Source organism: Escherichia sp. MOD1-EC6842 (assembly GCF_002965705.1).
GTDB classification, from domain to species: Bacteria; Pseudomonadota; Gammaproteobacteria; order Enterobacterales; family Enterobacteriaceae; genus Escherichia; species Escherichia ruysiae.
This window is the reverse complement of sequence record NZ_PTRF01000004.1, coordinates 1-24,420: the sequence shown is the minus strand read 5'-3', so window position 1 is coordinate 24,420 and position 24,420 is coordinate 1. Positions and strand designations below refer to the sequence as shown.

Sequence of the window (24,420 nt, the reverse complement as noted above, 5' to 3'; positions counted from 1 at the left end):
CTTCTTAATCCCCACCTTATTTATCCTTTTATATTCAATCAGTTAAAAACAACATCAAATATTCTCATTCTGGCACTCCCCTTGCTATTCCCTGACTGTACCCACAACGGTGTATGCAAGAGGGATAAATAATGAAAACAAAATTGATGACATTACAAGACGCCTCCGGCTTCTTTCGTGACGGCATGACCATCATGGTGGGCGGATTTATGGGGATTGGCACTCCATCCCGCCTGGTTGAAGCATTACTGGAATCTGGTGTTCGCGACCTGACATTGATAGCCAATGATACCGCGTTTGTTGATACCGGCATCGGTCCGCTCATCGTCAATGGTCGAGTCCGCAAAGTAATTGCGTCACATATCGGCACCAACCCGGAAACAGGTCGGCGCATGATATCTGGTGAAATGGACGTCGTTCTGGTGCCACAAGGTACGCTAATCGAGCAAATTCGCTGTGGTGGCGCTGGACTTGGTGGTTTTCTCACTCCAACCGGTGTCGGCACCGTCGTAGAGGAAGGCAAACAGACACTGACACTCGACGGCAAAACCTGGCTGCTTGAACGCCCGCTGCGCGCCGACCTGGCGCTCATTCGCGCTCATCGTTGCGACACACTTGGCAACCTGACCTATCAACTTAGCGCCCGCAACTTTAACCCCCTGATTGCCCTTGCGGCTGATATCACGCTGGTGGAGCCTGATGAACTGGTCGAAGTCGGCGAGCTGCAACCTGACCATATTGTCACCCCTGGTGCCGTTATCGACCACATCATCGTTTCACAGGAGAGCAAATAATGGATGCGAAACAACGTATTGCACGCCGTGTGGCACAAGAGCTTCGTGATGGTGACATCGTTAACTTAGGGATCGGTTTACCCACAATGGTCGCCAATTATTTACCGGAGGGTATTCATATCACTCTGCAATCGGAAAACGGCTTCCTCGGTTTAGGCCCGGTCACGACAGCGCATCCCGATCTGGTGAACGCTGGCGGACAACCATGCGGCGTTTTACCCGGCGCAGCCATGTTTGACAGCGCCATGTCATTTGCGCTGATCCGTGGCGGTCATATTGATGCCTGCGTGCTCGGTGGTTTGCAGGTAGACGAAGAAGCCAACCTCGCGAACTGGGTAGTGCCTGGAAAAATGGTGCCCGGTATGGGTGGCGCGATGGATCTGGTGACCGGGGCGCGCAAAGTGATCATTGCCATGGAACATTGCGCCAAAGATGGTTCACCGAAAATTTTGCGCCGCTGCACCATGCCGCTCACTGCGCAACACGCGGTGCATATGCTGGTCACTGAACTGGCTGTCTTTCGTTTCATTGACGGCAAAATGTGGCTCACCGAAATTGCCGACGGGTGTGATTTAGCCACCGTGCGTGCCAAAACCGAAGCTCAGTTTGAAGTAGCCGCCGATCTGAATACGCAACGGGGTGATTTATGATTGGTCGCATCTCGCGTTTTATGACGCGCTTTGTCAGCCGGTGGCTTCCCGATCCTCTGATCTTTGCCATGTTGCTGACGTTGCTAACGTTCGTGATCGCGCTTTGGTTAACACCACAAACGCCGATCAGCATGGTGAAAATGTGGGGGGACGGTTTCTGGAACTTGCTGGCGTTCGGTATGCAGATGGCGCTGATCATCGTTACCGGTCATGCCCTTGCCAGCTCTGCTCCGGTGAAAAGCTTGCTGCGGACTGCCGCCTCCGCCGCAAAAACACCCGTACAGGGCGTCATGCTGGTCACTTTCTTCGGTTCCGTCGCTTGTGTCATCAACTGGGGATTTGGTCTGGTTGTCGGCGCAATGTTCGCCCGTGAAGTCGCCCGGCGAGTACCTGGCTCTGATTATCCGTTGCTCATTGCCTGCGCCTACATTGGTTTTCTCACCTGGGGTGGCGGCTTCTCTGGCTCAATGCCTCTGTTGGCTGCAACACCGGGCAACCCGGTTGAGCATATCGCCGGGCTTATCCCGGTGGGCGATACTCTGTTCAGTGGTTTTAACATTTTCATCACTGTGGCATTGATTGTGGTGATGCCATTTATCACCCGCATGATGATGCCAAAACCGTCTGACGTGGTGAGTATCGATCCGAAACTACTCATGGAAGAGGCTGATTTTCAAAAGCAGCTACCGAAAGATGCTCCACCGTCCGAGCGACTGGAAGAAAGCCGCATTCTGACGTTGATCATCGGCGCACTCGGTATCGCTTACCTGGCAATGTACTTCAGCGAACATGGCTTCAACATCACCATCAATACCGTCAACCTGATGTTTATGATTGCGGGTCTGCTGCTACATAAAACGCCAATGGCTTATATGCGTGCTATCAGCGCGGCAGCACGCAGTACCGCCGGTATTCTGGTGCAATTCCCCTTCTACGCCGGGATCCAACTGATGATGGAGCACTCCGGTCTGGGCGGACTCATTACCGAATTCTTTATCAATGTTGCGAACAAAGACACCTTCCCGGTAATGACCTTCTTTAGTTCTGCACTGATTAACTTCGCCGTTCCGTCTGGCGGCGGTCACTGGGTTATTCAGGGACCTTTCGTGATACCCGCAGCCCAGGCGCTGGGCGCTGATCTCGGTAAATCGGTAATGGCGATCGCCTACGGCGAGCAATGGATGAACATGGCACAACCGTTCTGGGCGCTGCCAGCACTGGCAATCGCCGGGCTCGGTGTCCGCGACATCATGGGCTATTGCATCACTGCCCTGCTCTTCTCCGGCGTCATTTTCGTCATTGGTTTAACGCTGTTCTGACGGCAACTCTACAGACAGAAGGAATATAAAATGAAAAATTGTGTCATCGTCAGTGCGGTACGTACTGCCATCGGTAGTTTTAATGGTTCACTCGCCTCCACCAGCGCCATCGATCTGGGGGCAACAGTAATTCAGGCCGCCATTGAACGCGCAAAACTCGATTCACAACACGTCGATGAAGTGATTATGGGTAACGTATTGCAGGCCGGGCTGGGGCAAAATCCGGCTCGTCAGGCACTGCTAAAAAGCGGACTGGCAGAAACGGTGTGCGGATTTACGGTCAACAAAGTATGTGGTTCTGGTCTGAAAGGCGTGGCGCTTGCCGCCCAGGCAATTCAGGCCGGTCAGGCACAGAGCATCGTAGCGGGTGGAATGGAGAACATGAGTTTAGCGCCCTATTTACTCGATGCAAAAGCACGCTCTGGTTATCGTCTTGGAGACGGACAGGTTTATGACGTGATCCTGCGCGATGGCCTGATGTGCGCCACTCACGGTTATCATATGGGTATTACCGCCGAGAACGTTGCCAAAGAGTACGGAATTACCCGTGAAATGCAGGATGAACTGGCGCTACATTCACAGCGTAAAGCGGCAGCAGCCATTGAGTCCGGTGCTTTTACCGCCGAAATTGTCCCGGTAAATGTTGTCACACGGAAGAAAAACATCGTCTTCGATCGCGATGAATTCCCGAAAGTAGATTCTACTGCAGAAGCTCTTGCTGCATTGCGCCCGGCCTTCGACAAAGCCGGAACGGTCACCGCCGGGAACGCGTCTGGCATTAACGATGGGGCTGCCGCACTGGTGATTATGGAAGAATCTGCGGCGCTGGCGGCAGGCCTAAAACCACTGGCACGCATTAAAAGCTATGCCAGCGGTGGCGTGCCCCCTGCATTGATGGGTATGGGGCCAGTACCTGCCACGCAAAAAGCGTTACAACTGGCGGGGCTGCAACTGGCAGACATTGATCTCATCGAAGCCAATGAAGCATTTGCCGCGCAGTTCCTTGCCGTTGGGAAAACCCTGGGCTTTGATCCTGAGAAAGTGAATGTCAACGGCGGAGCCATCGCGCTGGGGCATCCTATCGGTGCCAGCGGTGCACGTATTCTGGTCACACTATTACATGCAATGCAGGCTCGCGATAAAACGCTGGGTCTGGCGACGCTGTGCATTGGCGGCGGTCAGGGAATTGCGATGGTGATTGAACGATTGAATTAACGAACAAAAATGCCCGATAGCGAAAGTCATCGGGCGTTTTCTTAAACATCGACAGTGAAAGTAACCTCATTAATTACCAGTCAAAACTTTTCACCAGCGTCAGCTCGCCAGCATTACGCATCGGTACAATAAATGTTTCCTGTTTCTCATTGACCGATCCTTCATCGGTGATCAGCGTCAGTTGGGCAGTGGTTAATTCCGTTTCGCTGCGTCCGCCATAGTAGTTGATATACACCTGATAACGCCCGTGAACTGGCGCTGGCATGGCGAAAATCTCGGGTCCGTACCCCGTCGTGACATCCATATCCAGTGCGCCACTGTTTTTCAGCACCGTGTTACCGTACCAGGCGTGTTCGCCATCAGGCGTAACGACATGAAGATCGAGGTCGGTATTATCCGTATCCCACGAGAGAACCAGCCGTAAACGTGCACGAATCGTTCCTGTACCCGGCGTTGAGTAAAACTGCATTTTTTGTCGGCTTTGCCCATCCGGGCTGATGACCTGCACGCTGTTGCTGCCTTCAATGCCCAGACGCCAGCGGAAAGTAGGGCTATTGCACCAAAACCTACAAGGCCATAAAACCGCCAGCCTTTCGCTTTTTTTCACCACTCATTGCCACATTCCTTGTGTAAAGCCAGCCATTTTTTATGGGCGATGCACAACTTTATCGCGCCCTAATACGACAAAAGCCCAGACTTTGCAGCCTGGACTTTTCAATTTAAAAAAGGGAGATGGCTCCCTTTTGACATGAAGAAATAAAATTATTCTTCTTCTGGCTCGTCGTCAACGTCCACTTCCGGAGCGATTTCATCGTCCCCTTCCGCAGCACTGCCATCGATGGTATCCAGATCTTCCTCGTCAACCGGTTCAGCAACACGTTGCAGACCCACTACGTTTTCATCTTCCGCAGTACGGATGAGGATCACGCCCTGGGTGTTACGGCCCACGATGCTGATTTCCGAAACGCGGGTACGTACCAGCGTACCGGCATCGGTGATCATCATGATCTGATCGCAGTCATCAACCTGTACCGCACCAACCACTAAACCGTTACGTTCAGTCACTTTGATGGAGATAACCCCTTTCGTCGCACGCGACTTAGTTGGGTATTCCGCCACCGCAGTACGTTTACCGTAACCATTTTGTGTTGCAGTAAGGATTGCGCCATCGCCACGCGGTACGATCAGAGACACGACTTTATCGCCTTCGCCTAAACGAATACCGCGAACACCCGTAGTGTTGCAGCCCATCGCACGGACAGAAGACTCTTTAAAGCGCACCACTTTACCTTCGGCGGAGAACAGCATTACTTCGTCTTCGCCACTGGTCAGATCAACGCCGATCAGCTCATCGCCTTCAACCAGCTTGATCGCCACTTTACCGGCGGTACGCAGACGGTTGAATTCGGTGAGGACGGTTTTCTTCACAGTACCGTTAGCAGTCGCCATGAAGACTTTCACGCCTTCTTCAAACTCGGTCACAGGCAGGATCGCGGTGATACGTTCGTCCTGTTCCAGCGGCAGCAGGTTGACGATCGGACGACCACGTGCACCACGAGAAGCTTCCGGCAACTGATAAACCTTCATCGAATAGACGCGACCACGGCTGGAGAAGCACAGAATATGGTCGTGGGTGTTCGCCACCAGCAGTCGGTCGATAAAGTCTTCTTCTTTAATACGTGCGGCAGATTTACCTTTCCCGCCACGACGCTGCGCTTCGTATTCCGAAAGCGGCTGGTACTTCACGTAGCCCTGGTGAGAGAGCGTCACGACTACATCTTCCTGAGTGATCAGATCTTCCAGGTTGATGTCTGCGCTGTTGGCAGTGATTTCAGTACGACGTTTGTCGCCGAACTGTTCACGAACCAGTTCCAGCTCTTCGCGGATCACTTCCATCAGACGATCGGCGCTACCCAGAATACGCAGCAGTTCCGCGATCTGATCCAGCAGCTCTTTGTATTCGTCGAGCAGTTTTTCGTGCTCAAGGCCGGTCAGTTTCTGCAAACGCAGATCCAGAATTGCCTGAGCTTGCTGTTCGGTCAGGTAGTACAGACCGTCACGCACGCCGAACTCTGGCTCCAGCCATTCCGGACGCGCAGCATCGTCACCCGCACGCTCCAGCATCGCGGCAACGTTGCCCAGCTGCCACGGATTAGCAACCAGCGCGGTTTTCGCTTCTGCAGGCGTCGGCGCATGACGGATCAGTTCAATGATCGGGTCGATGTTCGCCAGTGCTACGGCTAATGCTTCAAGGATATGAGCACGATCGCGGGCTTTACGCAGTTCGAAAATGGTACGACGGGTCACCACTTCGCGACGGTGACGGACAAACGCAGCGATAATGTCTTTCAGGTTCATGATCTTCGGCTGACCATGGTGCAATGCCACCATGTTGATACCGAAAGAAACCTGCAACTGGGTCTGGGAGTAGAGGTTGTTGAGCACAACTTCACCGACCGCATCGCGTTTAACTTCAATCACGATGCGCATACCGTCTTTGTCAGACTCGTCACGCAGCGCGCTGATGCCTTCCACGCGTTTTTCTTTTACCAGTTCCGCAATCTTCTCGATCAGGCGCGCTTTGTTCACCTGATACGGAATTTCGTGGACGATAATGGTTTCACGCCCGGTTTTGGCGTCAACTTCCACTTCGGCACGAGCGCGGATATACACCTTGCCGCGACCGGTACGGTAAGCTTCTTCAATACCGCGACGACCGTTAATGATTGCCGCCGTCGGGAAGTCCGGCCCCGGGATGTGTTCCATCAGCCCTTCAATGCTGATGTCTTCATCATCAATATACGCCAGACAACCGTTGATGACTTCCGTCAGGTTGTGTGGCGGGATGTTGGTTGCCATACCTACGGCGATACCGGAAGAACCGTTCACCAGCAGGTTAGGAATTTTGGTCGGCATGACGTCCGGAATTTTTTCCGTACCGTCATAGTTATCAACGAAATCGACCGTCTCTTTTTCGAGATCGGCCATCAGTTCATGGGCAATTTTCGCCAGACGGATTTCCGTATAACGCATTGCCGCCGCAGAGTCGCCGTCGATAGAACCGAAGTTACCCTGACCGTCTACCAGCATGTAACGCAGCGAAAATGGCTGCGCCATACGGACGATCGTGTCATAGACCGCCGAGTCACCATGGGGATGGTATTTACCGATTACGTCACCAACGACACGGGCAGATTTTTTATAGGCTTTGTTCCAGTCATTGCCTAGTACGTTCATGGCGTAAAGTACGCGACGGTGTACCGGCTTCAGGCCATCTCGGACATCTGGCAGCGCACGGCCAACAATGACCGACATCGCATAATCCAGATAGGAGCTCTTCAGCTCTTCCTCAATGTTGACCGGTGTAATTTCTCTCGCAAGGTCGCTCATCTAACCGCTATCCCTCTACTGTATCCCGGATTCAAAGGTCGCAAATTATAACACAGCCGCGCAGATTGAGGTAAACCAATACGCTTTATTCACATCCAATGCCTGATATACTCGATTGCCTTGCCAATTACGGAGTAGAAGTGCCAATGAATGCCGAAAAATCGCCGGTAAACCATAACGTAGACCACGAAGAGATCGCTAAATTTGAAGCCGTCGCCTCCCGCTGGTGGGATCTGGAAGGCGAGTTCAAACCACTGCACCGCATTAACCCGCTGCGTCTGGGCTATATTGCCGAGCGTGCTGGCGGTTTATTTGGCAAAAAGGTGCTCGATGTCGGTTGTGGCGGCGGCATTCTGGCTGAGAGTATGGCGCGCGAAGGCGCGACGGTGACCGGCCTGGATATGGGTTTTGAACCGCTACAAGTTGCAAAGCTACACGCGCTGGAAAGCGGTATTCAGGTGGAGTACGTGCAGGAAACCGTTGAAGAACACGCAGCAAAACATGCCGGACAGTATGATGTGGTGACCTGCATGGAGATGCTGGAGCACGTCCCCGATCCACAGTCAGTGGTTAGAGCCTGTGCGCAACTGGTGAAACCGGGCGGCGATGTCTTTTTCTCCACGCTTAACCGCAACGGCAAGTCATGGCTGATGGCGGTGGTCGGCGCGGAATATATTTTGCGCATGGTGCCCAAAGGCACGCATGATGTGAAGAAGTTTATTAAACCGGCAGAACTGCTGGGCTGGGTGGATCAGACCAGTCTTAAAGAGCGCCATATGACCGGGCTACATTACAACCCAATCACAAATACTTTTAAGCTCGGCCCCGGCGTGGATGTGAACTATATGCTGCACACGCAGAATAAGTGAGATTGTTGACCGGATTCATCTGGCAACCGTACCAATGCCTGATGCGACGCTTGCTGTGTCTTATCAGGCTTACAAATGACTCCCCCGTAGGTCGGATAAGGCGTTTACGCCGCACCCGGCAACGATGCCGGGCGGACAACAATTACCATTTCACCGTCATCGACAAAAATCCTGCCGTCTGGGCAAAATCATCACTTCCCTTCTGCCATGCGACGCTGCCGCGCAGGGAAACTCGCTGGCTAATATTGCCTGTTATCCCCACTTTTATTTCACCACGCTGCTTCGCTGCATCGTCGCTGATATTGCTGCCATCGTCTTCAATTTCCGCCGAATGGGGATGGTGATAATAATTCAGATCCAGGGTTGGCGTGATATGGAAAGCATTACGCCATTCGCTATGTATCCCGACACGCGTCTGAATATCATCGCCCTGCGATTGCGACACCCGCGCACGGTTAGCGGCGGTAAAATCATTCTGCTGCACGCCCTGATAAATCACCTGCGCCTGTGGTTCGATTACCACACCATGCCCCGGTAACCACTGATAGCCAGCTTCCAGCGAGGCGACAATACCCGACGAGTGGTAATGATCCGCGCCATCGCCTTGTTCGGAAACATCATTGCTAAACCACGCGTATTGCAGCCAGCTATCCAGCCACGCCCCCTGCTGCTGGCTACCATGCTGAAACCAGCTCGAAGTCAGCCCAACGGCATAACCGTGGTTCTGGTTATCGGCGCGAGTTCCAGTCATATTCGAGCGGCTGTCGCCCTGGTTATCGCTGTAGCCACCGACAATCCCAAGCATCCATTCGCCATCATCGCCCCAGCGCCCCCTAAACAGATCACCGCTAAGCTGCACCGTAGAGGTGTCTTCATGCTGAGCCAGTTGCCCCGCAGCCGTGTAATGATAACGTCCGCCGATAATGCGCAAATGCAGCGTCTGACCGTTGCTACCTGCGTGATCGTGTCGCTCCATCACAAACGCCTGATTTGCCGCCCGAAGGTTATTAAGATATCCACCAATTTTTGCATTCAACACCGGCTGATAAGCGGGCGTGGGATCCGGATCGGGAGTCGGATCTGGATCAGGTGGCGATGGAGGCGTGACTTTTTGTGATCGCAAATACCAGTCGTTGTTATCTTCCACCAGCGTGTAGTCATACGCTCCCATATTTACGTAGCCGCTGCCCGCCAGACTGAACTGCGCGTTATTTTGAAATTGTGTGGGATCGCCAGCGAAATCAACCAGTTTTATACCTGTAGATGTCGGATCGCCAATGCCAGTAATGGGGTTAACCACCACGGTCGTGTTGCCAGCGGTATTACCGTTCAACACCAACCGGTCGCTTACCGAGTCATCGCCCTTTAATTCGCTGTCGAGCAACAACGTACCGCCACCGTTGTAATCACCGTTTACGATCAGGGTATCGCCAGCGACGCCATTTTGCAGGCTGACCGCGCCGAAAGTATTGCTCAGATCACCATTGATCGTCACGCCAGGAAGATAAGTCAGGCTGTCAGTTTCAAGGTTGGTATTAAGCTCGCCCGTTAACGTAACGCCATCGGTGACATTCACCAGCGTACCGCCACCGTTAAATAATGAGGCGTCGAGCGCCACAGACGTATCCTGCCCGGTTAAACGCAAAACCGTGCCATCGCTGATGTCGATAGTGCCACTGGAACTGGCATCAATAGACTGAATATCCTGATCCGCGCCAGTCTCGAACGTTGCCCCGTCACCAACCCACAGCGACGAAGCGTAAGGAAAGATATCCGCAACATCACCTTTCAGCGTACCTTCTTCCACTCGCACTGCCGACTGCGCCGTGCCGCTGGCAGTCAGTTCCAGCGTGCCTGCACCGGTTTTCGTCAGTGTGGTTCCCGCGTCCTGGTGCTGTCCACTGCTGTCGGCGATCAATGCGCCCCACTGCGTCACAGCACCATCATCAACCACAATTTCGCCATCAGCGCGCATTTCGATATCACGCCCATGACCAGCCATCGCAGAGCGAGTATCGACATCAGCCGTAATCTCCATCGCGCTATCTTGTTGATTATCAGTGAAGATAACCTGGCGGTTATAGTGAGTATCACCAAGCTGAGAATTGTTGCTCACTACCAGCGTGCCGGAAGCGATTTGTGTTGTGCCGAGGTATTGATTGTCATTCGCCAGGCTTACCTGTCCATAGCCTGCATCTACCACTACATAGACGCCTTTTTTCCCGTCATCGCCAATATGCAAATCCTCACCACTATAAAGATCGACAACGTCCTGCTGACCAATCACCGTACCGCCGTTACCACTGATTTCCAGCCCATCGTTCTCTGACATACCGCTCTGCCAGGTGGTGAAATCGGAAAGATCTAATACGCCACCGTTTAATACAATTGACTGCGGATCGTCCTGCATCGCCGCCAGATCCGCCGCGTTTCCCGCCAGCGAGAGGATTGCGCCATCTTCTACCACGACATCGCCGGTCAGTGCCATCGACGACGCCCCCGCCAGCGCATAGCTACCATTTTCGGCAATGGTCAGTTGCCCTTCACCTTCAATAGTTCCGCTAAACCCGCCGGCATTTACCGTCACGTTACCGCCAGCATCAATATTTAAAGTGCCATTCTGAAAACCCGTCAGTGAGTGAACAAAAGTCTGCTGTGTTGCGCCAACGTTAAGTTCTGCCTGATCATCCCGATGACTGATACTGCCGACCATCAGTCCATAGCAATTTTGTGGATTACTCTGGCAACGATCATCGCCAACATTCATCAGCGAATTGCTACGCCCCAGCGTCACTTCACCGTTTTCAACCCGCATCTCGCCGGTAAAATTATTATTATCCGCATTAAGCACCAGTTCGCCTGCGCCGGTTTTGCTGATACTTCCGGTTCCGGCAATGGAATCGAGCGCACCATCGTTGCTCAGGTCACCAATAATCAACGTTTTATTACCAGCGATATCAAACCTGACCTGACTTGAATCGATGTACATAAAGCCGCCCGCCGATGCAGATGGCGCATCGCCATATCCTGCGGCACTGTTGTTCTCATCCATCAAAACGCCACCGTTGTAGCTGTAGCTGGCATCAACCGAAATATCAATAAGATAGGGAGAGTTCGTACTACTGCTATAAATTGCGCCACCGTAACCTTCAGCAATATTATCTGTAAACGTGGTGTTATTAATTATTGTGAACTCTGATGGGTGAATGGTTTCCGTATTATTATCAGTGATATCGATAGCGCCACCATCGCCATCACTGTAACTTGTTGATGTATATGCCCGATTATGATTAAAAATCGTATTATTTAAGTAAATATTATTATTAATCGAATAAATTGCGCCACCTTTGCCGTCGTTAGCAATATTACCTGTAAATACAGCATTGGTAACGCTAAGATCAATATCACCAGCGTCATTTGTACCCGCAGAATAGATTGCCCCGCCATATCCTCCTGCCACATTACTGTCGAAGATAACCTGAGTAAGATTCAGTGTTGAGTTTTCTTTCGCAAAAATAGCACCTCCATTATTATATTCACCACTCACGGTATTATTTTCGAACAGAGTCATACCTGTTCCACCTTGTGCTGACAATATGAAATCAGCTCCTTGTTGTAAAAATACCGCCCCGCCACTGGCATCATTTGCCATAGAGGAAAAAATAAGCCATTGCCCGTCAGCAACACTCCAGGTCTGCATACTACCTGAGAGGCTCTGGCGACTGGCCAGGCAACTGGTAGAAACATTAACCCCCTGACATGAAGACAGAATCTGCGACGCCGCGTTTGCACGCGTAAACACGCAAGCAACGACAGCCAGGAAAATTAACAGATATCCTTTCCTGATAAAAATAATCCATTTTTTATTCATGATCTGACAGCCTGTGAGAAATAACAGGCTATCATTAAAAGGCATATTGCGATTGTAGATAACAACCAATTGTAAACAAGAAATTTTTAAAATAAGCGTACCAGCAATAATATTTACAGAAAGGAATTAATTATTTCTTTCAAAGTTTACCTGATTATTAAACAATGATAATTAAAACATATTAAACTGATTAATTCATTTCTTGTTTACCTGGAATAATCAATATCGCAAACTTTTATTTTACATCTACTGATTAAAAAATATCTGTTTCGTGAACCACACCTCTTTACATTTGCTCACATCATAAACATAACAATAAGTGTCGACGTGATATGAGTTTGTGATGGTATCAATTTTCGCCACATCTGACATAAGCGCAATAAATAACCTGGATCAATAATTATCTTAAATTGAACGTTCAAGAAATCACCGAACGGTTATTTTTAACAATTTTTTCTCTTCCCATTGACTTTCCCGAACACCTTGTCTGACCTAAGGTGCGTGGAAGCCGCCTTTTCCGTCGCGAGTTATCCACAAAGTTATACACTTGCAAGAGGGCCATTTTCACACTATCTTGCAGTGAATCCCAAACATACCCCCTATATATAGTGTTTGTAGCGACTTCCCTCACTACAGGTAGTCTGCATGAAACTATTTCGGAAAGAACAGGTACTACATACATGAATCAGAATCTGCTGGTGACAAAGCGCAACGGTAGCACAGAGCGCATCAATCTCGACAAAATCCATCGCGTTCTGGATTGGGCGGCAGAAGGACTGCATAACGTTTCGATTTCCCAGGTCGAACTGCGCTCCCACATTCAGTTTTATGACGGTATCAAGACTTCTGACATCCACGAAACCATTATCAAGGCTGCCGCAGACCTGATCTCCCGTGAAGCACCGGATTATCAGTACCTCGCCGCGCGCCTGGCAATTTTCCACCTGCGTAAAAAAGCCTACGGCCAGTTTGAGCCGCCTGCGCTGTATGACCATGTGAAGAAAATGGTCGAAATGGGCAAATACGATAATCATCTGCTGGAAGACTACACGGAAGAAGAGTTCAAGCAGATGGACACGTTTATCGATCACGACCGTGATATGACCTTCTCTTACGCTGCCGTTAAGCAACTGGAAGGCAAATATCTGGTACAAAACCGCGTAACCGGCGAGATCTACGAAAGCGCCCAGTTCCTGTATATTCTGGTTGCTGCCTGCCTGTTCTCAAACTATCCGCGTGAAACCCGTCTGCAATATGTGAAGCGTTTTTACGACGCGGTTTCCACATTTAAAATTTCGCTGCCGACGCCAATCATGTCCGGCGTGCGTACCCCGACTCGTCAGTTCAGCTCCTGCGTACTGATCGAATGCGGCGACAGCCTGGATTCCATCAACGCGACTTCCAGCGCGATTGTAAAATACGTTTCCCAGCGTGCGGGTATCGGTATCAACGCCGGGCGTATTCGTGCGCTGGGTAGCCCGATTCGCGGTGGCGAAGCGTTCCACACCGGTTGTATTCCGTTCTACAAACATTTCCAGACGGCGGTGAAATCCTGCTCTCAGGGCGGTGTGCGCGGCGGTGCAGCAACGCTGTTCTACCCAATTTGGCATCTGGAAGTAGAAAGCCTGCTGGTGCTGAAAAACAACCGTGGGGTTGAAGGCAACCGCGTGCGTCATATGGACTACGGGGTACAAATCAACAAACTGATGTATACCCGCCTGCTGAAAGGTGAAGATATCACCCTGTTCAGCCCGTCCGATGTACCAGGGTTGTACGACGCGTTCTTCGCCGATCAGGAAGAATTTGAGCGCCTGTACACCAAATATGAGAAAGACGACAGCATCCGCAAACAGCGTGTGAAAGCCGTTGAGCTGTTCTCGCTGATGATGCAGGAACGTGCGTCTACCGGTCGTATCTATATTCAGAACGTTGACCACTGCAACACCCACAGCCCGTTTGATCCGGCTATTGCACCAGTGCGCCAGTCTAACCTGTGCCTGGAAATCGCCCTGCCGACCAAACCACTCAATGACGTCAACGACGAAAACGGTGAAATCGCGCTGTGTACGCTGTCTGCTTTCAACCTGGGCGCAATTAATAGCCTGGATGAACTGGAAGAGCTGGCGATTCTGGCGGTACGCGCACTCGACGCGTTGCTGGATTATCAGGACTACCCGATCCCGGCAGCCAAACGCGGAGCGATGGGTCGTCGCACGCTGGGTATTGGTGTAATCAACTTCGCTTACTACCTGGCGAAGCACGGTAAACGCTACTCCGACGGCAGCGCCAACAACTTGACGCATAAAACCTTCGAAGCCATTCAGTATTACCTGCTGAAAGCGTCTAACGAGCTGGCGAAAGAGCAAGGCGCGTGTCCGTGGTTTAACGAAACCACTTACGCGAAAGGCATCCTGCCGATCGATACCTACAAGAAAGATCTGGATGCTATCGCCAATGAACCGCTGCATTACGACTGGGAAGCGTTGCGTGAGTCAATCAAAACGCACGGCCTGCGTAACTCCACGCTTTCTGCTCTGATGCCGTCCGAGACCTCTTCGCAGATCTCCAACGCCACTAACGGTATTGAGCCGCCGCGCGGTTACGTCAGCATTAAAGCGTCGAAAGACGGTATTCTGCGCCAGGTGGTGCCTGACTACGAACACCTGCACGACGCCTATGAGCTGCTGTGGGAAATGCCGGGTAACGATGGCTACCTGCAACTGGTGGGTATCATGCAGAAATTTATCGATCAGTCGATCTCTGCTAACACCAACTACGATCCGTCACGTTTCCCGTCAGGAAAAGTGCCGATGCAGCAGTTGCTGAAAGACCTGCTCACCGCCTACAAATTCGGGGTCAAAACGCTGTATTATCAGAACACCCGTGACGGCGCTGAAGACGCGCAGGACGATCTGGTGCCGTCAATCCAGGACGATGGCTGCGAAAGCGGCGCATGTAAGATCTGATAATCCCCCAGCCTTTGCACCAAACCGTCCCCTCTCCCCTTGCGGGAGAGGGTTAGGGTGAGGGGTAATAAAACCACAGGACACATTCATGGCATATACCACCTTTTCACAGACGAAGAATGATCAGCTCAAAGAACCCATGTTCTTTGGTCAGCCGGTCAACGTGGCTCGCTACGATCAGCAAAAATATGAAATCTTCGAAAAATTGATCGAAAAGCAGCTCTCTTTCTTCTGGCGCCCGGAAGAAGTTGACGTCTCCCGCGACCGTATCGATTATCAGGCGCTGCCGGAGCACGAAAAACACATCTTTATCAGCAACCTGAAATATCAGACGCTGCTGGATTCCATTCAGGGTCGTAGCCCGAACGTGGCGCTGCTGCCGCTGATTTCCATTCCCGAACTGGAAACCTGGGTAGAAACCTGGGCGTTTTCGGAAACAATTCACTCCCGCTCCTACACGCACATCATTCGTAATATCGTTAACGATCCGTCTGTTGTGTTTGACGATATCGTCACCAACGAGCAGATCCAGAAACGCGCGGAAGGGATTTCAGCTTACTACGACGAACTGATCGAAATGACCAGTTACTGGCATCTGCTGGGCGAAGGCACTCATACCGTCAACGGCAAAACAGTGACCGTTAGCCTGCGCGAGCTGAAGAAAAAACTGTATCTCTGCCTGATGAGCGTTAACGCGCTGGAAGCGATTCGTTTCTACGTCAGCTTCGCTTGCTCTTTCGCATTCGCTGAACGTGAGCTGATGGAAGGCAACGCTAAAATTATTCGTCTGATTGCCCGTGACGAAGCCCTGCACCTGACCGGTACTCAGCATATGCTGAATCTGTTACGCAGCGGCGCGGACGATCCTGAGATGGCGGAAATTGCCGAAGAGTGTAAACAAGAGTGCTATGACCTGTTTGTCCAGGCGGCACAGCAAGAGAAAGATTGGGCGGATTATCTGTTCCGTGACGGTTCGATGATTGGTCTGAATAAAGACATTCTCTGCCAGTACGTCGAGTACATCACTAATATCCGTATGCAGGCGGTTGGTTTAGATCTGCCGTTCCAGACGCGCTCCAACCCGATCCCGTGGATCAACACCTGGCTGGTGTCTGATAACGTACAGGTTGCTCCGCAGGAAGTGGAAGTCAGTTCTTATCTGGTCGGACAGATTGACTCGGAAGTAGACACCGACGATTTGAGTAACTTCCAACTCTGATGGCTCGCGTTACCCTGCGCATCACTGGCACACAACTGCTGTGCCAGGATGAACACCCTTCCCTGCTGGCGGCGCTGGAATCCCACAATGTGGCAGTTGAGTATCAGTGCCGCGAAGGCTACTGCGGCTCCTGTCGCACGCGCCTTGTTGCAGGCCAGGTTGACTGGATTACCGAACCGTTAGCCTTTATTCAGCCGGGGGAAATTTTGCCCTGTTGTTGCCGGGCAAAAGGCGATATTGAAATCGAGATGTGATTGGGTACTAGCGCCAGATGCGACGCTTATGCATCTTATCTGGCCTACAACGATTACATGGCAGAATAATACGCTTTCACCTGCTCCCAGTCGGCTTTGGGGATCGGTTCCAGATATTTCTCCAGCTGGCGGAAGTCATGATGAATCGCCTTATGGCGACGCAGACGACGGCGACTTTTCTCCAGATCAAGAAAACCGGCTTCTGCCTTACCTTCTGTTTTCACATAGATATGGCGAACATAACAGCAACCATGCTGACGATTAACGCTATGCATCTTTTTAAATGCCAACGCCACCGCTTTCAACATGGCTTGCCGCACATCGTCGGAATAAGGCGTTACTGCGTGTTGTGAATACCAGTCAGCAATGCTGACAAATCCCGCCATATCTTCTGTCACCAGCAACGCGCGCCATTCGCCATCAATTTTCACCGCTTCTCCAAAAACGATTTTCGGCACAATCACGCCAGCGCGCTTCAGATCTTTTATTACAGCTATCTCCCGAACAATCGTCGGACGCCCAAACGGATAGCGGATAGAATGAAACAAGTGGTGAGTCATGCGCTTCACGTACAACTTTTTGCCGTTGTGCTCGACGCATTGCACCCCGCTCATACCGTTGCGGCGGTAATTCGGCTCCTCAACCCAGTCACCTTCTGTAGCCCACCAATGATTGAACTCATCGTGCTTTGCTGAAACTGCCATACCCTGTCGCCTGTCTTTATTGTTAACGACAATGACTATAGGTGTTTACCTTAAGAAAAACTTAATAAAAAGTGTTTCTTAATGGATTTCTTTTGCCGGGAACAAGTCATCCCGCTCCAAATAACAGCAAGTAAGGATAATCAACAGATTTTATTAAAGAATTAACTATGTCCACTATATGTAGGGGGGTGGATGAAGAGTGGCATCGGATGGCGCATAAGTGCCATCCGACACTGAATTTACTCTTTATTGAGGAATTTTACTGCCTTATCCGGGAAGTCCGTAAACAACCCATTAACACCTGCTTTGTTATACAGAGCGTCATACAGTTGATTCACATCGGTCGTATATGCCGGCAGTTTATCTGACCGCACGGTATAAGGATGCACTACCAGTTTATTCTGCTGAGCATCTTTCACCATTCCAGTCAGTTTGATATTGCCCGGCTGTGATGTCTCATCAATCACCATATGGTAATCGGGGCCAATACCGTCGGCATATTCCGCCACCTGCTTCATGGCACCCGGCTTAAACATCCAGTCATAGCTGTAATTTACCCAGGTTCCGTCCGGCTGCTTCTGCTGAGTTTCATTCCAGTCAGTATAAGCAATCAACTGAACCAGATTGAGATCCATGCCCATTTTCGGTTCCAGCTCATTTTTAATGCGTTTCAGCTCATCAGCATCAAAGCATTGCAAATAAACTTTGTCCCCTTTGCTGGTGTAACCATATTTTTTCAACACTTCCAGCGTTTTTGCCGCAATATCCTTCCCTTCCTGATGATGGAACCACGGCGCTTTAATTTCTGGATAGATGCCAATATTTTTCCCCGTCGAGTGATTTAATCCCTGAATAAATTCAATCTCTTCTTCGAAAGTGTGGACACGAAAGTCAGACTTACCCATCGGGAATCGCCCGGGGAAAGTCTGCACTTTTTTGCCGTTTACAATATCGAAACCTTCGGTAAATTTCAGAGACTTAATTTCATCCAGCGTGAAATCTATCGCGTAGTAGCGACCATCTTTACGCGCCCGATTCGGAAAACGATCGGCGACATCAGTAACGCGATCAAGATAGTGGTCATGCAGGACGACCAGATGGTCGTCTTTGGTCATTACCAAATCCTGCTCCAGATAGTCAGCCCCCTGTGCATATGCCATCGCTTTTGCTGGCAGCGTATGCTCCGGTAAATAACCACTGGCGCCGCGATGGGCTATTACAATTTTCTCGCTATTGTCTGCCGCCATTGCACTGCTTCCCATGATCATTCCACTCATCATGATCGCCATGCTAAGGTTTTTCAGCGTCAATTTCATGCCATTAGCCTCCGTTGCGTTTTTGCAGTAATTCCTGATGGCGACGTTTTTCGCCAACCATCACAACAATCAACAAGATAACCGCCAGAATGCTGCCGCCAATCATTACCATAAAGCCGCCATCCCAGCCGAAGAAGTCCACGGTGTAGCCAACAATCGCACTCGCCGCCACAGAACCGCCAAGATAACCAAACAGTCCGGTAAAGCCTGCCGCCGTACCTGCCGCTTTTTTCGGTGCCAGTTCCAGCGCGTGCAGACCGATCAGCATGACAGGGCCATAAATCAGGAAGCCAATGACAATCATACAAATCATATCTACGGTCGGGTTGCCCGCCGGGTTCATCCAGTAAACGATAGTTGCGATGGTCACCAGAGTCATAAAGAAGACGCCGGTTGCACCACGGTTGCCACGGAAGACTTTATCCGACATCCAGCCGCACAGTAGGGTGCCCGGAATGCCCGCGTACTCATAAAGGAAATAGGCCCAGGAAGATTTATCCAGCGCGAAGTGTTTCACCTCTTTCAGGTAAGTTGGCGACCAGTCGAGGATGCCGTAGCGAAGCAAATAAACGAACACGTTGGCGATAGCGATGTACCACAGCAGTTTGTTCGGCAGTACGTACTGCATGAAAATCTGCTTCGCGGTCAGTTCCTGTTCCGCTTTTTCGTTATAGTCGTCCGGGTAATCATTTTTGTACTCTTCGATCGGCGGCAGACCACAGGATTGCGGGGTATCGCGCATCATAGCAAAAGCGAAAAGCGCCACCAGAATGGCACAGAAAGCAGGCATATAAAGCGCCGCGTGCCAGTCATTGAACCAGGCCATCCCCAGCAAGAATAACAGCGGCGGAATACCACCACCGACGTTATGCGCACAGTTCCACACCGATACAATGCCGCCACGTTCTTTCTGTGACCACCAGTGCACCATGGTACGACCACACGGCGGCCACCCCATCCCCTGGAACCAGCCGCAGAGGAACAGCAGCACGAACATCACCGCAATGCTGGAAGTCGCCCACGGCACAAAGCCCATAAACAGCATCACTGCCGCAGCAAGAATCAAACCTGCTGGCAGGAAAACGCGCGGATTCGAGCGATCCGATACCGAGCCCATGATGAATTTCGAAAATCCATAGGCGATTGAGATCCCTGAAAGCGCAAAACCTAAATCGCCACGCGAGAATCCCTGCTCCACCAGGTAAGGCATTGCAAGAGCAAAGTTCTTACGAACCAGATAGTAAGCGGCATAACCAAAGAAGATCCCCAGGAAAATTTGCCAGCGCAATCGACGATAGGTCGGGTCGATCTCCGCAGCAGGTAAGCGCGCTTTATGTGGCGCTGGTTTAAAAATACTCAACATTTATAGCCTCCGTGGCCCATGGTCTTATTTATGATTAACAGCCTGATTCAGTGGAAGAACCTGCTGTTTTTTTGAGTTGCCGCGATGTTAAGAAAACATTCATAAATTAAATGTGAATTACCGCACACATTATTAAATAAGATTGCCAAAATGTTCCGAAAGGCGCATGAAATCACGTTTCACTTTCGAATAATGAGCGAATATGCGCGAAATCAAACAATTCATGTTTTTACTATGGCTAAATGGTAAAAAACGAACTTCAGAGGGATAGCAATGAAAACTCGCGACTCGCAATCAAGTGACGTGATTATCATTGGCGGCGGCGCAACGGGAGCCGGGATTGCCCGCGACTGTGCCCTGCGCGGGCTGCGCGTGATTTTGGTTGAGCGCCACGACATCGCCACAGGCGCGACCGGGCGTAACCACGGTCTGCTGCACAGCGGCGCGCGCTATGCGGTAACCGATGCGGAATCGGCCCGCGAATGCATTAGTGAAAACCAGATCCTGAAACGCATTGCACGTCACTGCGTTGAACCAACCAACGGCCTGTTTATCACCCTGCCGGAAGATGACCTCTCCTTCCAGGCCACTTTTATTCGCGCCTGCGAAGAAGCAGGGATCAGCGCAGAAGCTATAGACCCGCAGCAAGCGCGCATTATCGAACCTGCCGTTAACCCGGCACTGATTGGCGCGGTGAAAGTTCCGGATGGCACCGTTGATCCATTTCGTCTGACCGCAGCAAACATGCTGGATGCCAAAGAACACGGTGCCGTTATCCTTACCGCTCATGAAGTCACGGGGCTGATTCGTGAAGGCGCGACGGTGTGTGGTGTTCGTGTACGTAACCATCTCACCGGCGAAACCCAGGCACTTCATGCACCTGTGGTGGTTAATGCCGCCGGGATCTGGGGGCAACATATCGCAGAATATGCCGATCTGCGCATTCGTATGTTCCCGGCGAAAGGATCGCTGCTGATCATGGATCACCGCATTAATCAGCATGTGATCAACCGCTGCCGTAAACCTTCTGATGCCGATATTCTGGTTCCCGGCGATACCATTTCGCTGATTGGCACCACCTCTTTACGTATTGATTACAATGAGATCGACGACAACAGAGTGACGGCAGAAGAAGTGGATATTCTGCTGCGTGAAGGGGAGAAACTGGCTCCGGTGATGGCGAAAACGCGTATTCTGCGAGCCTACTCTGGCGTGCGCCCGTTGGTTGCCAGCGATGACGACCCAAGTGGGCGTAACGTCAGCCGTGGTATTGTGCTGCTCGACCATGCTGAACGCGATGGCCTTGACGGATTTATCACCATCACCGGCGGCAAACTGATGACCTATCGGCTGATGGCGGAATGGGCTACCGACGCGGTATGTCGCAAACTGGGCAACACGCGCCCCTGCACTACCGCCGACCTGGCACTACCTGGCTCACAGGAACCGGCTGAAGTCACCCTGCAAAAAGTCATCTCTCTGCCAGCGCCACTTCGCGGTTCAGCGGTTTATCGTCATGGCGATCGCACGCCTGCCTGGCTGAGCGAAGGCCGTCTGCACCGCAGCCTGGTCTGTGAGTGCGAAGCCGTTACCGCAGGCGAAGTGCAATATGCAGTAGAAAATTTGAACGTTAACAGCCTGTTAGATTTGCGCCGTCGTACCCGTGTGGGAATGGGCACCTGCCAGGGCGAACTCTGCGCCTGCCGCGCCGCCGGACTGCTGCAACGCTTTAATGTCACCACATCTGCGCAATCTATCGAGCAACTTTCCACCTTCCTGAACGAACGCTGGAAAGGCGTGCAACCTGTTGCCTGGGGCGATGCGTTGCGCGAAAGCGAATTTACCCGTTGGGTTTATCAGGGACTGTGTGGTCTGGAGAAGGAGCAGAAAGATGCGATTTGATACTGTCATTATGGGCGGCGGTCTTGCCGGATTACTCTGCGGCCTGCAACTACAAAAACACGGGCTGCGTTGTGCGATTGTCACTCGTGGTCAGAGCGCGCTGCATTTTTCGTCCGGGTCGCTGGATTTACTGAGCCATCTACCGGACGGTCAACCGGTGACAGACATTCACGATGGCCTGGAATCTTTGAGCCATCAGGCTCCTGCCCATCCTTACAGTGTTCTCGGCTCACAGCGCGTGCTCGATCTCGCTTGCCGGGCGCAGGCATTGATCGCTGAAAGCGGTGCACAATTGCAGGGTAGCGTTGAACTGGCTCACCAGCGGGTTACACCGCTCGGCACTCTGCGCTCAACCTGGCTAAGTTCGCCAGAAGTCCCCGTCTGGCCGCTGCCAGCGAAGAAAATATGTGTGGTGGGAATTAGCGGCCTGATGGATTTTCAGGCGCATCTTGCGGCGGCTTCGTTACGTGAACTGGATCTTTCGGTTGAAACCGCAGAAATTGAACTGCCGGAACTGGATGTGCTACGTAATAACGCCACCGAGTTCCGCGCGGTAAATATTGCCCGTTTCCTTGATAACGAAGAAAACTGGCCGCTGTTGCTTGATGCGCTTATCCCTGTTGCCAACACCTGTGAAATGATCCTGATGCCCGCCTGCTTCGGCCTGGCTGATGACAAACTCTGGCGCTGGCTGAACGAACAATTGCCCTGTTCATTAATGTTACTGCCGACACTGCCACCTTCCGTGCTGGGCATCCGTCTGCAAAACCAGTTGCAGCGCCAGTTCGTGCGCCAGGGCGGTGTATGGATGCCGGGCGATGAAGTGAAAAAAGTGACCTGCAAAAATGGCGTAGTCAGTGAAATATGGACACGTAATCACGCCGATATTCCGCTACGTCCGCGCTTTGCGGTACTTGCCAGCGGCAGTTTCTTTAGCGGCGGGCTGGTCGCGGAACGTAACGGCATCCGCGAGCCGATTCTCGGCCTTGATGTGCTGCAAACCACCACGCGAGGTGAGTGGTATCGAAGTGATTTTTTTGCGCCGCAACCGTGGCAGCAGTTCGGTGTAACCACTGATGAGACGCTACGTCCGTCGCTGGCAGGCCAGACGGTAGAAAACTTGTTTGCCATCGGTTCAGTGCTGGGCGGATTTGATCCTATCGCTCAGGGATGCGGCGGCGGCGTTTGTGCTGTCAGTGCATTACATGCTGCTCAACAGATTGCCCAACGCGCAGGAGGCCAACAATGAACGATACCAGCTTCGAAAACTGCATTAAGTGCACCGTCTGTACCACCGCCTGCCCGGTGAGCCGGGTAAATCCTGGCTATCCGGGGCCCAAACAGGCCGGGCCGGACGGTGAGCGTCTGCGTTTAAAAGATGGTGCACTTTATGACGAGGCGCTGAAATATTGCATCAACTGCAAACGTTGCGAAGTCGCCTGCCCATCCGATGTGAAGATTGGCGATATCATCCAACGCGCGCGGGCGAAATATGACACCACGCGCCCGTCGCTGCGCAATTTCGTTTTGAGTCATACCGACCTGATGGGTAGCGTTTCTACGCCGTTCGCGCCTATCGTCAACACCGCTACCTCGCTGAAACCGGTGCGGCAGCTGCTTGATGCGGCGTTAAAAATCGATCATCGCCGCACGCTGCCGAAATACTCCTTCGGCACGTTCCGTCGCTGGTATCGCAGCGTGGCGGCTCAGCAGGCGCAATATAAAGACCAGGTCGCCTTTTTCCACGGCTGCTTCGTTAACTACAACCATCCGCAGTTAGGCAAAGATTTAATTAAAGTGCTCAACGCGATGGGCACCGGCGTGCAACTGCTCAGCAAAGAAAAATGCTGCGGCGTACCACTGATCGCCAACGGCTTTACCGATAAAGCACGTAAACAGGCAATCACGAATGTAGAGTCGATCCGCGAAGCTGTGGGGGTAAAAGGTATTCCGGTGATTGCCACCTCCTCAACCTGTACATTTGCCCTGCGCGACGAGTACCCGGAGGTGCTGAATGTCGACAACAAAGGCTTGCGCGATCATATCGAACTGGCAACCCGCTGGCTGTGGCGCAAGCTGGACGAAGGAAAAACCTTGCCACTGAAGCCACTGCCGCTAAAAGTGGTCTATCACACCCCGTGCCATATGGAAAAAATGGGCTGGACGCTCTACACCCTGGAATTGTTGCGCAAAATCCCAGGACTTGAGCTAACAGTGCTGGATTCCCAGTGCTGCGGTATTGCAGGAACCTACGGTTTCAAGAAAGAGAACTACCCCACCTCACAAGCCATCGGTGCGCCACTGTTCCGCCAGATAGAAGAGAGCGGCGCGGATCTGGTGGTCACCGACTGCGAAACCTGTAAATGGCAGATTGAGATGTCAACCAGCAAACGCTGCGAACATCCAATGACATTACTGGCACAGGCACTTGAATAATCTTCACTGGCAGGACGTGAAAACCTCCTGCCATTCATATCCACGCTGAATATTTCAGAATAACTGCTCTCTATTTTTTTACTTAACTTCACATTTCCATGTATTGACACTCGCTATCTAAAAGTAGCTTTATTATGTCCCTTCAGAAACCA

The 24,420-nt window shown here is 51.7% G+C and carries 16 protein-coding genes and 2 pseudogenes; 11 read left to right on the top strand and 7 right to left on the bottom strand.

Annotated elements, in window-relative coordinates; all coding sequences use genetic code 11:
* The first annotated feature begins 131 nt into the window (after window positions 1-131).
* Genes atoD through atoB form a run of 4 tightly spaced genes read left to right on the top strand, consistent with a single transcriptional unit; the run spans window position 132 to window position 3,978 of the window.
* The gene (gene atoD, locus A7Z29_RS05920) at window positions 132-794 is read left to right on the top strand and encodes an acetate CoA-transferase subunit alpha (RefSeq protein ID WP_000850524.1); all 663 of its coding nucleotides are present in this window, start codon (window positions 132-134) and stop codon (window positions 792-794) included.
* Complete coding sequence (atoA, locus tag A7Z29_RS05915) at window positions 794-1,444, top strand: acetate CoA-transferase subunit beta (RefSeq protein WP_000339060.1); 651 nt, start codon at window positions 794-796, stop codon at window positions 1,442-1,444. Before atoD ends, atoA begins: the two co-directional genes overlap by 1 nt.
* Window positions 1,441-2,763 carry a TIGR00366 family protein gene (locus A7Z29_RS05910; protein WP_000580275.1) on the top strand — a complete coding sequence of 441 codons (1,323 nt, stop codon included), beginning with the start codon at window positions 1,441-1,443 and terminating at the stop codon, window positions 2,761-2,763. The genes atoA and A7Z29_RS05910 overlap by 4 nt, the downstream gene beginning before the upstream one ends.
* A gap of 30 nt (window positions 2,764-2,793) precedes the next feature.
* A complete protein-coding gene (gene atoB / locus A7Z29_RS05905) occupies window positions 2,794-3,978 on the top strand; it encodes an acetyl-CoA acetyltransferase (RefSeq protein ID WP_105289935.1) in 1,185 nt (394 codons plus the stop codon).
* A gap of 73 nt (window positions 3,979-4,051) precedes the next feature.
* On the opposite strand, the pseudogene A7Z29_RS05900 reads toward atoB, so the two are convergent.
* The 3 genes and pseudogenes from A7Z29_RS05900 to gyrA form a co-directional block, all read right to left on the bottom strand.
* Window positions 4,052-4,501 (bottom strand): annotated as a pseudogene (locus tag A7Z29_RS05900) (YfaP family protein); the annotation flags it as partial.
* A pseudogene (locus tag A7Z29_RS23635) lies at window positions 4,492-4,581 on the bottom strand (hypothetical protein); the annotation flags it as partial. The pseudogenes A7Z29_RS05900 and A7Z29_RS23635, both read right to left, overlap by 10 nt.
* Window positions 4,582-4,740: 159 nt before the next feature.
* Window positions 4,741-7,368, bottom strand: coding sequence for a DNA topoisomerase (ATP-hydrolyzing) subunit A (gyrA, locus tag A7Z29_RS05890; RefSeq protein ID WP_001281237.1), 2,628 nt, complete (start codon window positions 7,366-7,368; stop codon window positions 4,741-4,743).
* A gap of 146 nt (window positions 7,369-7,514) precedes the next feature.
* Between gyrA and ubiG the strand changes: the two genes are divergently transcribed.
* Window positions 7,515-8,237, top strand: a complete 723-nt coding sequence (gene ubiG / locus A7Z29_RS05885) for a bifunctional 2-polyprenyl-6-hydroxyphenol methylase/3-demethylubiquinol 3-O-methyltransferase UbiG (protein WP_000990776.1) — start codon at window positions 7,515-7,517, stop codon at window positions 8,235-8,237.
* Between the two features lie 142 nt (window positions 8,238-8,379).
* Here the strand turns inward: ubiG and yfaL are convergent, their stop codons facing one another.
* Window positions 8,380-12,108: an AIDA-I family autotransporter adhesin YfaL/EhaC gene (gene yfaL / locus A7Z29_RS05880; protein ID WP_105289934.1), complete on the bottom strand. Its 3,729-nt coding sequence runs from the start codon at window positions 12,106-12,108 to the stop codon at window positions 8,380-8,382.
* 680 nt (window positions 12,109-12,788) lie between these two features.
* Between yfaL and nrdA the strand changes: the two genes are divergently transcribed.
* The 3 genes from nrdA to yfaE all read left to right on the top strand — a co-directional run bounded on the left by nrdA (window position 12,789) and on the right by yfaE (window position 16,547).
* Window positions 12,789-15,074 (top strand): class 1a ribonucleoside-diphosphate reductase subunit alpha, encoded by a 2,286-nt coding sequence (gene nrdA / locus A7Z29_RS05870; RefSeq protein WP_001075191.1) that lies wholly within the window; start codon window positions 12,789-12,791, stop codon window positions 15,072-15,074.
* A gap of 88 nt (window positions 15,075-15,162) precedes the next feature.
* Window positions 15,163-16,293, top strand: a complete 1,131-nt coding sequence (gene nrdB, locus A7Z29_RS05865; protein ID WP_000332038.1) for a class Ia ribonucleoside-diphosphate reductase subunit beta — start codon at window positions 15,163-15,165, stop codon at window positions 16,291-16,293.
* Window positions 16,293-16,547, top strand: coding sequence for a ferredoxin-like diferric-tyrosyl radical cofactor maintenance protein YfaE (gene yfaE, locus A7Z29_RS05860; protein WP_096979870.1), 255 nt, complete (start codon window positions 16,293-16,295; stop codon window positions 16,545-16,547). Before nrdB ends, yfaE begins: the two co-directional genes overlap by 1 nt.
* A gap of 53 nt (window positions 16,548-16,600) precedes the next feature.
* Here the strand turns inward: yfaE and inaA are convergent, their stop codons facing one another.
* The 3 genes from inaA to glpT all read right to left on the bottom strand — a co-directional run bounded on the left by inaA (window position 16,601) and on the right by glpT (window position 19,930).
* Window positions 16,601-17,251: a lipopolysaccharide kinase InaA gene (inaA, locus tag A7Z29_RS05855; RefSeq protein WP_105289933.1), complete on the bottom strand. Its 651-nt coding sequence runs from the start codon at window positions 17,249-17,251 to the stop codon at window positions 16,601-16,603.
* 239 nt (window positions 17,252-17,490) lie between these two features.
* A complete protein-coding gene (gene glpQ, locus A7Z29_RS05850) occupies window positions 17,491-18,567 on the bottom strand; it encodes a glycerophosphodiester phosphodiesterase (protein WP_105289932.1) in 1,077 nt (358 codons plus the stop codon).
* A 4-nt stretch (window positions 18,568-18,571) separates the two neighbouring features.
* A complete protein-coding gene (gene glpT, locus A7Z29_RS05845) occupies window positions 18,572-19,930 on the bottom strand; it encodes a glycerol-3-phosphate transporter (protein ID WP_105289931.1) in 1,359 nt (452 codons plus the stop codon).
* 273 nt (window positions 19,931-20,203) lie between these two features.
* On the opposite strand from glpT, the gene glpA reads away from it, so the two are divergent.
* From glpA to glpC, 3 genes are read left to right on the top strand one after another with little or no spacing between them, the layout of a single operon-like run.
* A complete protein-coding gene (gene glpA / locus A7Z29_RS05840) occupies window positions 20,204-21,832 on the top strand; it encodes an anaerobic glycerol-3-phosphate dehydrogenase subunit A (RefSeq protein ID WP_000857252.1) in 1,629 nt (542 codons plus the stop codon).
* Window positions 21,822-23,081 carry a glycerol-3-phosphate dehydrogenase subunit GlpB gene (gene glpB / locus A7Z29_RS05835; protein ID WP_001209913.1) on the top strand — a complete coding sequence of 420 codons (1,260 nt, stop codon included), beginning with the start codon at window positions 21,822-21,824 and terminating at the stop codon, window positions 23,079-23,081. The genes glpA and glpB overlap by 11 nt, the downstream gene beginning before the upstream one ends.
* Window positions 23,078-24,268 (top strand): anaerobic glycerol-3-phosphate dehydrogenase subunit GlpC, encoded by a 1,191-nt coding sequence (gene glpC / locus A7Z29_RS05830; protein ID WP_065227295.1) that lies wholly within the window; start codon window positions 23,078-23,080, stop codon window positions 24,266-24,268. The genes glpB and glpC overlap by 4 nt, the downstream gene beginning before the upstream one ends.
* The last annotated feature ends 152 nt before the right edge of the window (window positions 24,269-24,420 follow it).